Source organism: Pseudomonas sp. NBRC 111124 (genome assembly GCF_001320245.1).
Classification (GTDB): domain Bacteria; phylum Pseudomonadota; class Gammaproteobacteria; order Pseudomonadales; family Pseudomonadaceae; genus Aquipseudomonas.
In genome coordinates this window covers 110,159-123,885 of the sequence record NZ_BCBA01000048.1, presented here as the reverse complement: position 1 = coordinate 123,885, position 13,727 = coordinate 110,159, and the positions used below count along the sequence as shown (strand labels likewise).

Genomic DNA, 13,727 nt, shown 5'->3' with positions numbered 1-13,727 from the left:
GAAGAGGCCAGTGCAGGCAATAAACTCAGTTCATTTCAGCGCGCAGCTGCTCGATACGCTGGTCCTTTTCCAGCCACAGCTGATTCACCCAGGCCTGCACGCTCTGGCGGAAGGCCGGATCATTCTCGTAATCCCCTTCCCACAACGCTGGGTCCAGCTCACGCACCTGAATGTCGATAATCACCCGGCTAATGCTGCCATTGAGCAGGGCCCAGAAGCCCGGCGCCTGCTTGCCGGGATAGACAATGGTCACGTCCAGCAACGCGTCCAGTTGCTCGCCCAGCGCGGCCAGCACGAAGGCCACGCCGCCGGCCTTGGGCTTGAGCAGATAGCGATAGGGTGAATGCTGTTCGCGGTGTTTGGCCTCGGTGAAGCGGGTGCCTTCGAGGTAGTTGACCACGGTTACCGGTTGGCGCTTGAACAGCTCGCAGGCGGCCTTGGTGATCTCCAGGTCCTTGCCCTTGAGTTCCGGGTGCTTTTCCAGGTACGCCTTGCTGTAGCGCTTCATGAACGGGTAGTCGAGGCCCCACCAGGCCAGGCCCAGCAGCGGTACCCAGATCAGCTCCTTCTTGAGGAAGAACTTGAAGAACGGTGTGCGGCGATTGAGGCTTTCGATCAGCGCCGGGATGTCGACCCAGGTCTGGTGGTTGCTGACCGCCAGGTACGAGGTGTCCTTGCGCAGGTTCTCGACGCCGCGAATGTCCCATTTCGTCGGGATGCACAGGGCGAAGATGGCCTTGTCGATTTCCGACCAGGTTTCAGCCACCCACATCACCGCCCACGAGGCATAGTCACGGCCACGGCCTGGCAGCACCAGCTTGAGCAGGGCGAAGACCAGCAGCGGGCAGATCAACACCACGGTGTTGAGCAGCAGCAGGATGGTCGTGAGAATGCCGGTAAACAGGCGACGCATATGGGGACTCTTGTTGTGGGAAATTAGCAGGGCGCAATGATAAGCAGCAGCGTGGCCTACGCCAAATGTCCAATGCTCGACGGCAGGGACAAATGTTTCACAACATGTTGGTTAGGCTTGTGACAGCGAACCTATCCTGCCAGTGCAGTCTAAGCACTGACCCTTCTCAAGGAAGCCTGCCTGTGAAATCTCTGCTTGCACTCTTATCGCTGTTGGCGTTGCCGGTGATGGCCGCCGAACCCACGCTTTATGGCCGCTACGAGAACATCAAGTTGCCGGAATTAGGGGGCCAGACCCTGAAGGCCAAGATGGACACCGGTGCCTGGACTGCGTCGCTGTCGGCCAAGGACGTCGAGTTGTTCACCCGCGATGGTGAGGAGTGGGTACGTTTCCGCCTCGCGACCAAGGACTCCGACGGCAAGGTCTATGAGCATCAGGTCTCGCGCATCAGTAAGATCAAGGGGCGTGCCGAGGAAGAGGACGAGGGCGATGCGCCGGAAGTCTCCAAGCGGCCGGTGATCGACCTGGAGATGTGCCTGGGTGGCGAGAAACGCACCATGGAGGTCAACCTGGTGGACCGCAGCCACTTCAACTACCCGTTGTTGATTGGCTCCAAGGCATTGCGCCAGTTCAAGGCGGCGGTGAACCCGGCCAAGAAGTTTACTGCGGGCAATCCTGACTGCTGAAATTGATGTCGACCTTGCCGGCCCTTTCGCGGGTAAACCCGCTCCCACAGGTACTGCACAGGCCTTGAAGCCTGCGTCGTTCCTGTGGGGGCGGGTTTACCCGCGAAGAGGCCCTTCAGGCCACTGGAGCAGTGGCAATCATCGACGGACGTTTCGCCACATCGGCATACCATGCCGCCAAACCAGGCTGGCGCTCACGCCAGCCGAACGCCGGCTGACGCAGGTCCAGATACCCCAGCGCACACGCCACGCCTATCGCCGCGAGATCGAACCCTGACGCCAGCTCCGCCAAGTGCTCCTGCTCAAGGTTGGCCAGGCTGCGGCGAATCTTCTCGGCTTGCGCCTCGAGCCAGCCTTCCCAGCGCTTTTCTTCAGGCCGCAGGAAACTTTCATAGCGGCTCAGAACCGCCGCATCCATGATCGCGTCAGCCTGTGACGCCAAGGTCATGCGCCGCCAGCGTGCCGAACCCTCGCGCGGCAGCAGCGGCAGGCCGACATGCTGCAGGTCGAGGTACTCGCAGATCACCCGGCTGTCGTGCAGCACGGTGCCGTCTTCCAGGCGCAGGGCCGGAATCTTGCCAATCGGGTTGCCCTGGTTGAGCTGCTCGTCGCCGCTCACCGGGCTGATGTTCACCGCCTGCAAGCTTACGCGTTGCAGCTGGCCGGTCTCGTGCAGCACCACCATGACCTTGCGCACGAAGGGCGACAGCGGCGAATGGAACAGGGTCATCGTGCTCATGGTTCAGTTGCCCTGCAGGCTCGGTGGCAGGCACACGCCAGTGCCGCCGATGCCGCAGTAGCCGTTGGGGTTCTTGGCCAGGTACTGCTGGTGGTAGGCCTCGGCGAAGTACACGGTCGGTGCCTGGTCGATCTCGGTGGTGATTTCACCGAAGCCGGCCTTGCTCAGTTCGGCCTGGAAGGCGTCGCGGCTGGCCTTGGCCTGTTCCAACTGTTCAGGGCTGGTGCAATAGATAGCCGAGCGGTACTGGGTGCCAATGTCGTTGCCCTGGCGCATGCCTTGGGTCGGATTGTGCAGTTCCCAGAACATCGCCAGCAGTTCCTGATAGCTGACCTTGTCCTTGTCGAACACCACCAGCACCACTTCGGTGTGGCCAGTCAGGCCCGAGCAGACTTCTTCGTAGGTCGGGTTCGGGGTGAAGCCGCCGGCGTAGCCGACCACGGTGCTGACCACGCCTTCCCGCTGCCAGAAGCGGCGCTCGGCGCCCCAGAAGCAACCCAGGCCGAAGATGGCGAAGTCGATTGCGCCTTCGAAGAACGGGCCGAGCAATGGGGTGCCTTCGAATACGTAGTGGAATTCGGGCAGCTGCATGGGCGTCTCGCGGCCAGGCAGGGCCTGCTCCGCAGTGGGCATGACGTTTTTGTTCACCAGGATTTCCGAACGCAGGACCATGGCTGTTCCTCTGTGTTTAGTCAGTTGGATAGGTGTTGGGGCCTTCGCGGGCTTGCCCGCTCCCACAAGGATCGCGAATGGTTTGTATAGTGCCCGAGCTTTAAGCAGCTGTCAGGCCATTGGACCGCGCGGGTAGCGCTTGAGTTTTTCTTCAAGCTCCCGGCCTGGGATCGGCCGGTCGAACAGGTAGCCCTGGCCGACGTCGCAGCGGTGTCGGCGCAGGAATGCCAGTTGTTCCGGCGTCTCGATGCCCTCTGCCACCACCTTGAGCTTGAGGTTGTGGGCCATGGCCACCACCGCCGAGGTGATTTCCATGTCGTCCTGGTTATCGGGGATCTCGTTGATGAAGCTGCGGTCGATCTTGATGATGTCGATCGGAAACTTCTTCAGGTAGCTCAACGACGAATAACCGGTGCCGAAGTCGTCCATGGCCAGGGTCAGGCCCAGGGCCTTGAGCTCGTCGAGCTGGCGGTGGGTGTCTTCGGAGGCTTCCAGCAACAGCCCCTCTGTCAGTTCCAGCTCCAGCAGGTGTGCAGGCAAGCCTTCTTCCTTGAGGATGGAGGCGATCGATGCCACCAGGTCGGGGTCGGAAAACTGCTTGGGCGACAGGTTGATGGCCACGTGCAGGCAGCCCATGCCGGCTTGCTGCAGCTGCTGGCTCATGCGGCACGACTGGCGCACCACCCACTTGCCAATGGGGATGATCAGGCCGGTTTCTTCGGCCACGCTGATGAACTGGTCCGGGCGGATCATGCCGCGCTCGGGGTGGTTCCAGCGCAGCAGCGCTTCCAGACCGAGCAGGCGACCGCTGCGCAGGCACAGTTTGGGCTGGTAGAACACCTCCAGCTCGTTCTGGGTCAGGGCGCGGCGCAGGTTGTTCTCGACGAACAGCTTGTAGCTGGCCTCGGCGTTGAGCACTTCGGTGAACACCTGCACCTGGTGTTTGCCGTTGGCCTTGGCCTTGTGCAGGGCGAGGCCGGCGTTCTTCATCAGGGTGGTCGGGTCACTGCCGTGCAGCGGCGCACAGGCAAGGCCCACCGAGGCGGTGACGTTGATCAGCTGGTTGTCGACGAACATCGGCTTGTCGAGGGTGCGCAGCAACTGCAGGGCAACACCTTGGCCGTCCTCCAGGCTGGTATCGTCGAGCAGCACGGCAAACTCGTTGCTGGCGAAGCGGGCCAGCACGCCGTTGATGCTCAGGCTGTTGCGCAGGCGCCGGGCCAGGCTGATCAGCAGCTTGTCCCCGGTCTGGTGGCCGAGGCTGTCGTTGATCCGCTTGAAATTGTCGATGTCCACCAGCAGCAGGCAGATCGGGTTCTGGCTGTCGCGGGCGAAGCGCTCGTCGAGCTTGCGGATGAACGCCGGGCGGTTGCCCAGGTTGGTCAGGTTGTCGGTGTAGGCCAGGCGCTCGATGCGTTGCTGGGCCAGCTTGGTCTGGGTGATGTCTTCGTAGATGCCTATGTAGTGGGTCAGCTCACGGTTGTCGCCGTACACCTTGGAGATCGACAATTGGCCCCAGTAAGGTTCCAGGTTTTTGCGCCGGCTCTTGAATTCGCCCTGCCAACTGTTGCCCATGGCCAGGCTCGACGGCGAGTCGAACAGCAGCTCGCTGAGGTTTTCCAGGGCTGGCAGCTCGGCCAGATGGTGGCCCTGGACTTCCTCGGTGCTGTACTGGGTGATCGCCGTGAAGCTCGGGTTCACGTACTCCACCACGCCTTCGCGGTTGACCAGCAGGAAGGCGCTGGCGCTCTGCTCCACGGCCCGCTGGAACAGGTGCAGGGCGCTGGCGGCGGTGCGCCGGTTGTGGTTGGTGATGACCTGGGCGAACTGGTCGGCCAACTCGCCGGCAAAGGCGATTTCATCGGACTGCCAGGTGCGTGGCTGGCCAGTCTGCTCCAGGCACAGCACGCCGATCACCTGGCCATCGACGCGGATACTGGCGTCGAGCATGGCGTTGTTGTCGGCATACAGGCTCTCGGCCAGCTCACGGGTACGCGGGTCATGGTTGGCGTTGTGCGCGTCGATGGCGCGGCTGGCGTGCAGGGCTTCGAGATAGTCGGGGAAGCGGCTGGCATCGATCGGCTCGGGCAGGCGGTGCTCCTGTTGACCGCGCAGCCAGGCACTGATCGGCTCCAGGCGCTGTTCTTCCAGGTACCAGATGCTGGCGCTGTCGACCTTGTAGATTTCGCAGGCGCTGCGGGTGATCAGTTGGGCGGCTTCGAGCAGCGAGTTTTCTGCAGTGTAGCGCTGGCGAGCCAGGCGCAGGATGAGGTCCTGCTGGGCGCGCACGCGCTCCAGGTGCTCTAGCTGTTCCTGCTGGGCGCGCTGGTTGATCTGCAGGGCCAGCTGCAGGCGGTTGTTGCGCGACTCCAGGTCGTTGGTGTCGAGGTCGCTTTCGTCATCGTCGTCGAGCACCGTCAGGAACCCGCGCAGCAGTTGCCGGTTGTGCTGCTTGAACGCCTCGCCGGCTTCCAGCAGGCGCAGTGCTCGGGCCTGGGTATGCAGGGTGTAGCGCACGCGGTAGTAGCCGCGTTTGCTCAGTTGCAGCTGGATTTCATCGTGCAACCGGTAGCGTGCCTCGGGCTCCATCAGGCTGGCGTAGGGCGAGTCGATGAGCGCGCACAGCTCGGATGCGGGCAGGCCGAACTGGCGGTCGCAGGCCGGGTCCAGGAAGAGCATCGCCCAGTTGGCTTCGTTCAGCCTTTCGAAACGCAGCATGCCGAGCCGCGAGGGCACGGGAAGCTGCGTGACGACCTCGGCCGCCACACGGCTGGCGGCATCGGGTTGGCTTTTCATCGAAGACTCGCTTGAAGGGGGACGCGGCCTGGTCGGCGGCGCATCTGGCAAGGTTGCATCATGTCCCTGAGGCTGGCAAGCGGCCATGAGGGATGTCATGTACAGGTTTTCGGCCGCAGGGGTGGAATCCTTAGGTTGCCTTGGGATTTTTGGCGCCTGACGCCGGACAAAAAAAAGCCCCGCCAATCGACGGGGTTGAGGTACGAGCGTGGCAGCTCGAAAAGAGTACTGCCCCTCGCAAGGAGGGGCAGTGTGCCGCCTTACAGCAGCATGGTGCGGATATCGCCCAGCACATCGCCCAGGCGCTTGGTGAAGCGCGCGGCGGCAGCGCCGTTGATCACACGGTGATCGTAGGACAGCGACAGCGGCAGCATCAGCTTCGGCTGGAAGGCCTTGCCATCCCAGACGGGCTGCATGGTCGCCTTGGAGACGCCCAGGATCGCCACTTCCGGCGCGTTGACGATCGGCGTGAAGCCGGTGCCGCCAATGTGGCCGAGGCTGGAGATGGTGAAGCAGGCACCTTGCATGTCGTCGGCCGACAGCTTTTTGGTGCGCGCCTTCTCGGCCAGTGCAGCGGCTTCGGCAGCCAGTTGCAGCAGGCTCTTCTGGTCGACGTTCTTGATCACAGGGACCAGCAGGCCGTCCGGGGTGTCCACGGCGAAGCCGATGTGCACGTACTTCTTGCGGATGATGGCCTTGCCGCTTGGCGCCAGCGAGCTGTTGAAGTCCGGCAGTTCCTTGAGCAGGAAGGCGCAGGCCTTGAGCAGCAGTGGCAGCACGGTCAGCTTGACGCCAGCCTTCTCGGCCACAGCCTTCTGCGCAACGCGGAAGGCTTCCAGCTCGGTGATGTCGGCAGAGTCGAACTGGGTCACGTGCGGCACGTTCAGCCAGCTGCGGTGCAGGTTGGCGGCACCGACCTGCATCAGGCGGGTGAGGGCGACTTCTTCCACTTCACCGAACTTGCTGAAGTCCACTGCCGGGATCGGCGGGATGCCAGCGCCGCCGGTTGCGCCAGCGGCTGTTGGTGCGCCCGATGCCTTTTGCATCATCGCCTTGACGTAGACCTGCACGTCTTCTTTGAGGATGCGACCGTGCGGGCCGGTGGCGGCAACTGCGCCCAGCTCCACACCGAATTCACGGGCCAGCTGGCGAACTGCCGGGCCGGCGTGAACCTTGGCATTGCTGCCGGCGGCCGGTGCAGTCGCGACCGGAGCAGGAGCAGCTGCCGGGGCGGCAGCGGCAGGTGCGGCAGCTGGAGCTGCTTCAGCCTTGGCCGGTGCGGCAGCGGCCGGAGCCGGAGCGGCTGCCGGGGCAGCGCCAGCGACTTTCAGCTTGAAGATCAGGTCGCCAGTGCCAACTTCGTCTTCCAGCTTGCACAGGACTTCTTCGACCACGCCGGCAGCCGGCGACGGGATTTCCATGGAGGCCTTGTCGGACTCCAGGGTAATCAGCGACTGGTCGGCTTCGACGGTGTCGCCGACCTTGACCAGCACTTCGATGATCTTGGCCTTGCCCGACGAGCCGATGTCCGGTACGTGAATGTCCTGCACGCTGGCGGCAGCCGGGGCCGCTGCCGGAGCAGGGGCGGCTTCGGCGGCCGGAGCCGGCGCAGCAGCCTGAGCAGGAGCAGCGGCAGCAGCCGGAGCCTCAGGGGCCGCAGCAGCGGCGCCCTCGGCTTCCAGGACCAGCAACTCGTCGCCTTCTTTCAGGCGGTCGCCCAGCTTGACCTTCAGTTCCTTGATCACACCGGCCTTGGGCGCCGGAATCTCCATGGAGGCCTTGTCGGACTCCAGGGTCAGCAGGCTCTGGTCAGCCTCGATACGATCACCGACCTTGACGAACAGCTCGATGATTTCACCTTCACCGCTGCCGATGTCAGGTACGCGAATGAGTTCGCTCACTTAAAAATACTCCTCAGCAGTCCAGTGGGTTGCGCTTGTCCGGGTCGATGCCGAACTTGACGATGGCGTCAGCCACAACCTTGGGTTCGATCTCGCCGCGGTCAGCCAGGGCTTCCAGGGCAGCCAGCACCACGAAGTGGCGGTCGACTTCGAAGAAGTGACGCAGCTTCTTGCGGCTGTCGCTGCGACCGTAACCGTCGGTACCCAGGACTTTGAACTCTTTGCTCGGCACCCACTGGCGAATCTGCTCGGCGAACAGCTTCATGTAGTCGGTGGACGCGATGACCGGACCTTTGCGACCGTTCAGGCACTGCTCGACGTAGGTCTGCTGTGGCTTCTGGCCAGGCTTCAGGCGGTTGGCACGTTCCACGGCCAGGCCGTCGCGACGCAGTTCGTTGAAGCTGGTGACGCTCCATACGTCGGCGCCGACGTTGAACTCTTCACGCAGGATCTTCGCCGCTTCGCGGACTTCGCGCAGGATGGTGCCGGAGCCCATCAGCTGCACATGGTGCGCGGCTTCGCGAGTGTCTTCTTCGAGCAGGTACATGCCCTTGATGATGCCTTCCTCGACACCGGCCGGCATGGCTGGCTGCTGGTAGGATTCGTTCATCACGGTGATGTAGTAGAAGATGTCCTGTTGCTCTTCGGTCATCTTCTTCATGCCGTCCTGGATGATCACCGCCAGCTCGTAGCCGTAGGTTGGATCATAGGTGCGGCAGTTCGGGATGGTGCCCGCCATCATGTGGCTGTGACCGTCTTCGTGCTGCAGGCCTTCACCGTTGAGGGTGGTACGGCCGGCGGTACCGCCGATCAGGAAGCCACGGGTGCGGCTGTCGCCAGCGGCCCAGGCCAGGTCGCCAATGCGCTGGAAGCCGAACATCGAGTAGAAGATGTAGAACGGCAGCATCGGCTGGTTGTGGCAGCTGTACGAGGTACCGGCAGCGATGAACGACGACATGGCGCCGGCTTCGTTGATGCCTTCCTCGAGGATCTGGCCCTTCTTGTCTTCGCGGTAGAACATCACCTGGTCTTTATCGACTGGCTCGTAGAGCTGGCCGACCGACGAGTAGATGCCCAGCTGGCGGAACATGCCTTCCATACCGAAGGTACGGGCTTCGTCCGGGATGATCGGGACGATGCGCTGGCCGATGTCCTTGTCCTTGACCAGCTGCGCGAGGATACGCACGAAGGCCATGGTGGTGGAGATTTCGCGGTCGCCCGAACCGTCCAGGATCGCTTTCAGCGTTTCCAGTGGTGGAGTCGGCACGCTGAAGCTCTTGGCGCGGCGCTGAGGCACGAAACCACCCAGGGCATTGCGGCGCTCGGCCAGGTACTTGGCTTCGGCAGAACCTTCTTCGGGCTTGAAGAACGGCAGGTTCTCAAGGTCGGCATCCTTGACCGGGATGTCGAAGCGGTCACGGAAGTGACGCAGGCTGTCGACGTCGACCTTCTTGGTGTTGTGCGCGGTGTTCTTGGCTTCGCCAGCACCGGTACCGTAACCCTTGATGGTCTTGGCCAGGATGACGGTCGGCTGGTCCTTGTGGTTCACAGCCTGGTGGTACGCTGCGTAGACCTTGTACGGGTCGTGGCCGCCACGGTTGAGCTTCCAGATCTCGTCGTCGGACAGGTCTTCGACCATGGCCTTGAGTTCTGGCGTGTTGAAGAAGTTCTCACGAACGTACGCGCCGTCTTTGGCTTTGTAATTCTGGTACTCGCCGTCGATGACTTCGTCCATGCGGCGCTGCAGGGCACCGTTGGTGTCCTTGGCGAACAGTGGGTCCCAGAAGCGGCCCCAGACGACCTTGTTGACGTTCCAGCCACCGCCACGGAACACGCCTTCGAGTTCCTGGATGATCTTGCCGTTGCCGCGAACCGGGCCGTCGAGGCGCTGCAGGTTGCAGTTGATGACGAAGATCAGGTTGTCCAGCTTCTCGCGGCCAGCCAGGGCGATTGCGCCCAGGGATTCCGGCTCGTCGCACTCGCCGTCGCCCATGAAGCACCAGACCTTCTGCTTGCCGGCCGGGATGAAGCCACGGGCTTCCAGGTACTTCATGAAGCGTGCCTGGTAGATAGCCTGGATCGGGCCCAGACCCATCGAAACGGTCGGGAACTGCCAGAAGTCAGGCATCAGCCATGGGTGCGGGTACGAAGACAGGCCGTTGCCGTCCACTTCCTGACGGAAGTTGTTCATCTGGTCTTCGTTGATGCGGCCTTCCATGAAGGCACGGGCGTAGACGCCTGGCGATGCGTGGCCCTGGAAGAAGATCAGGTCGCCGCCGTGTTCTTCCGTTGGCGCCTGGAAGAAGTAGTTGAAGCCGATGTCGTACAGGGTGGCACTGGAAGCGAAGCTGGAGATGTGGCCGCCCAGGTCCGAATCCTTCAGGTTGGTGCGCATCACCATGGCCAGCGCGTTCCAACGCACCATCGAGCGAATGCGGCGTTCCATGAACAGGTCGCCAGGCATGCGTGCTTCGTGGGTGACAGGGATGGTGTTGCGGTATGGCGTGGTGATTGCGTACGGCAGCTGGGAGCCACTGCGGGTGGCCAGCTCGCCCATGCGGGTCATCAGGTAATGAGCGCGGTCTTCGCCTTCTTTGTCGAGGACCGACTCCAGGGCATCCAGCCATTCCTGGGTTTCGATTGGATCGAGGTCTTGCATGGCTTGCTCCAGGGCGGAAAGGCCACCAGAATCGGGGGCCTGAGTTTGCGACTGGCCTTATGGGCAGACGTCGTGAATTCTTGGATTACCGGGGTGTCTCCCGGCGCCGTGTAGTTTTACTACATTTGCTCCGGCATTTCATGCTTTTGCACGTCATGGGTAGTAGTAAAACTACACAAATGCGACGTTTGGTCGCACCTTGGCTTGTGAGGAAAAACGTTCATGTTGGTTGGCGGTGTGTCGCGAACAGGTGGATCTTGATGTTTCTTGCCAATGATTCGTTTTTTTCAGCTATTTCCAACTTTTGTATGACAGTCCAACCGAGGTCCGGCTTCCTCTTGGCCGCTTTTTCCCCTCCATTTCACGCCGATCAAGGATAGACCATGCGCCTACCTTTGCCGCTCGAACTGCCTGCTTCCCTGCAACCGCTGGTCGTTCGCAACCAGCAGTTCCTGAGCGATGCCGTGGCAGGCCACGCTGATCTCTACCTGAACACTTGGTCCCCGTTGCACCGGCAACAGTTCGATCAGGTTGCCGCTGCCAGTGACTTCGTACTTGGCGTGGCCCAGCGCGAGCCGGGCATGCTCTTCGCCCTGATCGCCAGCGGTGAACTGGACCGTCGTTACGCCCCGGGCGAGCTGCGCGGGCACATCGCTGCCGTAGCCCAGGCCGCGCAGAGTGAAGATGAGCTGGCGCGTAACCTGCGCCGTGAGCGCAACCGCCAGCAGCTGCGCATCATCTGGCGTGACATTACCCGCCAGGCCGATCTCGGCGAAACCTGCCGCGACCTGTCTGACCTCGCCGACGCGGCCATCGACGAAGCCTACCAGTGGCTGTACCCGCGCCACTGTCAGCAGTTCGGCACACCGATCGGCAACCGCAGTGGCCAGCCGCAGCACATGGTGGTGTTGGGCATGGGCAAGCTGGGCGCGGTGGAGCTGAACCTGTCGTCGGATATCGACCTGATCTTCGCCTTCCCCGAAAACGGCGAAACCGAAGGGGTGAAACGCTCGCTGGAAAACCAGGAGTTCTTCACCCGCCTGGGCCAGCGTCTGATCAAGGCACTCGACCCGGTCACCGTCGACGGCTTCGTGTTCCGTGTCGACATGCGCCTGCGCCCCTACGGCTCGGCCGGCGCGCTGGTGCTCAGCTTCAATGCGCTGGAGCAGTACTACCAGGACCAGGGGCGCGACTGGGAACGCTATGCGATGATCAAGGCGCGGGTGGTGGCCGGTGACCAGGCTGCTGGCGCGCAACTGCAGGAAATGCTCAAGCCATTCGTGTACCGACGCTACCTGGACTTCTCGGCGATCGAAGCGCTGCGCACCATGAAGCAGCTGATACAGCAGGAAGTGCGGCGCAAAGGCATGGCCGACAACATCAAGCTGGGTGCCGGTGGCATCCGCGAGGTCGAGTTCATCGCCCAGGCCTTCCAACTGATCCACGGGGGCCGTGACCTGAGCCTGCAACTGCGGCCTCTGCTCAAGGTGCTGGCAACCCTGGAAGGCCAGGGATACCTGCCACCCGCCGTGGTCGCAGAGCTGCGCGAAGGTTATGAGTTCCTGCGATATACCGAACACGCGATCCAGGCCATCGCCGACCGCCAGACGCAGATGCTGCCGGACAGCGAGCTCGACCGTGAGCGTGTTGCCTATATGCTTGGCTTTGCCGACTGGCAGAGCTTCCACGATCAACTGATGTACTGGCGCGGTCGGGTCGACTGGCACTTCCGCCAGGTCATCGCCGACCCGGATGAAGACGAAGGTGAAGGCGAGCTGGTAGTGGGTGGCGAGTGGTCGCCACTGTGGGAACAGGCCCAGGATGAAGATGCCGCGGGTCGCCAGCTGGAAGAGGCCGGCTTCAAACAGCCAGCTGAAGCCCTGCGCCGCTTGGCCGGGCTGCGCGCCAGCCCGCAGCTGCGCTCGATGCAGCGCATCGGCCGCGAGCGCCTGGATGCCTTCATCCCGCGCTTGCTGGCCCAGGCCGTGGAGCATGACAACCCGGACCTGGTGCTGGAGCGCGTGCTGCCGCTGGTCGAAGCTGTGGCGCGGCGTTCGGCTTACCTGGTGCTGCTGACTGAAAACCCTGGCGCCCTGCGGCGCTTGCTGACCCTCTGCGCGGCCAGCCCGTGGATCGCCGAGCAGATCGCCCGCTACCCGTTGCTGCTCGATGAGCTGCTCAACGAAGGCCGCCTGTTCAGCCCGCCACTGGCGCCGGAGCTGGCCGCCGAGCTGCGCGAGCGGCTGACGCGTATCCCTGAGGATGATCTGGAACAGCAGATGGAAGCGCTTCGCCACTTCAAGCTGGCCCACAGCCTGCGTGTGGCCGCGTCCGAGATCAGCGGCAACCTGCCGTTGATGAAAGTCAGCGATTACCTGACCTGGCTGGCCGAAGCCATTCTCGACCAGGTGCTGGCCCTGGCCTGGCGCCAGACCGTGGCCCGCCATGGGCAGCCCAAGCGCAGCGACGGCAGCCTGTGCGACCCGGGCTTTATCATCATCGGCTATGGCAAGGTCGGCGGCCTGGAGCTGGGCCATGGTTCGGACCTGGACCTGGTGTTCATTCACGATGGCGACCCGCAAGCGGAAACCGATGGTGCCAAGCCTATCGACGGTGCTCAGTTCTTCACACGCCTGGGCCAGCGCATCATCCATCTGCTGACCGCCCAGACCAACTCCGGCCAGTTGTATGACGTCGACATGCGTCTGCGCCCGTCCGGCGCGGCGGGGCTGCTGGTCAGCTCGCTGGGGGCGTTCGAGCGCTATCAGCAGAGCGAGGCCTGGACCTGGGAGCATCAGGCCCTGGTGCGCGCCCGTGTGCTGGTGGGCTGCAAGCAGGTGGCGACGGCGTTCGAGGGCGTGCGCGCCAAGGTCCTGGGCCAGGCCCGGGACCTTGCCAAGTTGCGCAGCGAAGTGAGCGAGATGCGTGGCAAGATGCGCGACAACCTCGGCACCAAGGCCACGCTTGCCGGTACTGCGGCCAACGCCTTCGATGCCGGTGTGCCGTTCGATATCAAGCAGGATGCCGGCGGTATCGTCGATATCGAATTTATGGTGCAATACGCCGCTTTGGCCTGGTCTCACGAGCACCCGGCCATACTCCGATGGACCGATAACATCCGCATTCTGGAAGAGCTGGAGCAGGCAGGTTTGATGCCGGCCAGTGACGCGGTGCTGTTGCGTGAGGTGTACAAGGCGTTCCGCTCGGCGTCGCACCGCCAGGCCCTGCAGAAGCAGGCTGGGGTGATCGATGCGGCGCAGTTTGCCGATGAGCGCCGCCAGGTGCGGCGGATCTGGGGTGAGCTGGGGCTGACCTGAAGGCCCGGAAAGGGCCCGAGTGGTACACTGTCGTCCACATAGCC

Annotated in this window: 8 protein-coding genes; 2 read left to right on the top strand and 6 right to left on the bottom strand. The window is 63.0% G+C overall.

The window, feature by feature from the left end:
- Positions 1 to 25: 25 nt before the first annotated feature.
- Positions 26 to 913, bottom strand: coding sequence for an acyltransferase (locus APH28_RS19685; RefSeq protein ID WP_060512198.1), 888 nt, complete (start codon positions 911 to 913; stop codon positions 26 to 28).
- Positions 914 to 1,095: 182 nt separating this feature from the next.
- Here APH28_RS19685 and APH28_RS19680 point away from each other — a divergent pair, with 182 nt between their 5' ends.
- Positions 1,096 to 1,599 carry an ATP-dependent zinc protease gene (locus tag APH28_RS19680; protein ID WP_060512197.1) on the top strand — a complete coding sequence of 168 codons (504 nt, stop codon included), beginning with the start codon at positions 1,096 to 1,098 and terminating at the stop codon, positions 1,597 to 1,599.
- A 115-nt stretch (positions 1,600 to 1,714) separates the two neighbouring features.
- Here APH28_RS19680 and APH28_RS19675 read toward each other — a convergent pair whose 3' ends face one another.
- From APH28_RS19675 to aceE, 5 genes are all read right to left on the bottom strand, one after another.
- Positions 1,715 to 2,338: a glutathione S-transferase gene (locus APH28_RS19675; RefSeq protein WP_060512196.1), complete on the bottom strand. Its 624-nt coding sequence runs from the start codon at positions 2,336 to 2,338 to the stop codon at positions 1,715 to 1,717.
- Positions 2,339 to 2,341: 3 nt separating this feature from the next.
- Positions 2,342 to 3,010 carry a peptide-methionine (S)-S-oxide reductase MsrA gene (gene msrA, locus APH28_RS19670; protein ID WP_060512195.1) on the bottom strand — a complete coding sequence of 223 codons (669 nt, stop codon included), beginning with the start codon at positions 3,008 to 3,010 and terminating at the stop codon, positions 2,342 to 2,344.
- Positions 3,011 to 3,121: 111 nt separating this feature from the next.
- Positions 3,122 to 5,806 (bottom strand): bifunctional diguanylate cyclase/phosphodiesterase, encoded by a 2,685-nt coding sequence (locus tag APH28_RS19665; protein ID WP_060512194.1) that lies wholly within the window; start codon positions 5,804 to 5,806, stop codon positions 3,122 to 3,124.
- 260 nt (positions 5,807 to 6,066) lie between these two features.
- Complete coding sequence (aceF, locus tag APH28_RS19660) at positions 6,067 to 7,707, bottom strand: dihydrolipoyllysine-residue acetyltransferase (RefSeq protein WP_060512193.1); 1,641 nt, start codon at positions 7,705 to 7,707, stop codon at positions 6,067 to 6,069.
- Between the two features lie 13 nt (positions 7,708 to 7,720).
- Positions 7,721 to 10,366: a pyruvate dehydrogenase (acetyl-transferring), homodimeric type gene (gene aceE, locus APH28_RS19655; RefSeq protein ID WP_060512192.1), complete on the bottom strand. Its 2,646-nt coding sequence runs from the start codon at positions 10,364 to 10,366 to the stop codon at positions 7,721 to 7,723.
- A 383-nt stretch (positions 10,367 to 10,749) separates the two neighbouring features.
- Here aceE and glnE point away from each other — a divergent pair, with 383 nt between their 5' ends.
- On the top strand, positions 10,750 to 13,683 hold the full coding sequence (glnE, locus tag APH28_RS19650) for a bifunctional [glutamate--ammonia ligase]-adenylyl-L-tyrosine phosphorylase/[glutamate--ammonia-ligase] adenylyltransferase (RefSeq protein WP_060512191.1): 2,934 nt from the start codon (positions 10,750 to 10,752) through the stop codon (positions 13,681 to 13,683).
- Positions 13,684 to 13,727: the final 44 nt, after the last annotated feature.

Coding starts and splice junctions, on each gene's coding strand:
- msrA (WP_060512195.1), bottom strand. CDS start 3,010: ATGGTCCTGCGTTCGGAAATCCTGGTGAACAAAAACGTCATGCCCACT.
- APH28_RS19665 (WP_060512194.1), bottom strand. CDS start 5,806: ATGAAAAGCCAACCCGATGCCGCCAGCCGTGTGGCGGCCGAGGTCGTC.
- APH28_RS19675 (WP_060512196.1), bottom strand. CDS start 2,338: ATGAGCACGATGACCCTGTTCCATTCGCCGCTGTCGCCCTTCGTGCGC.
- APH28_RS19685 (WP_060512198.1), bottom strand. CDS start 913: ATGCGTCGCCTGTTTACCGGCATTCTCACGACCATCCTGCTGCTGCTC.
- aceE (WP_060512192.1), bottom strand. CDS start 10,366: ATGCAAGACCTCGATCCAATCGAAACCCAGGAATGGCTGGATGCCCTG.
- glnE (WP_060512191.1), top strand. CDS start 10,750: ATGCGCCTACCTTTGCCGCTCGAACTGCCTGCTTCCCTGCAACCGCTG.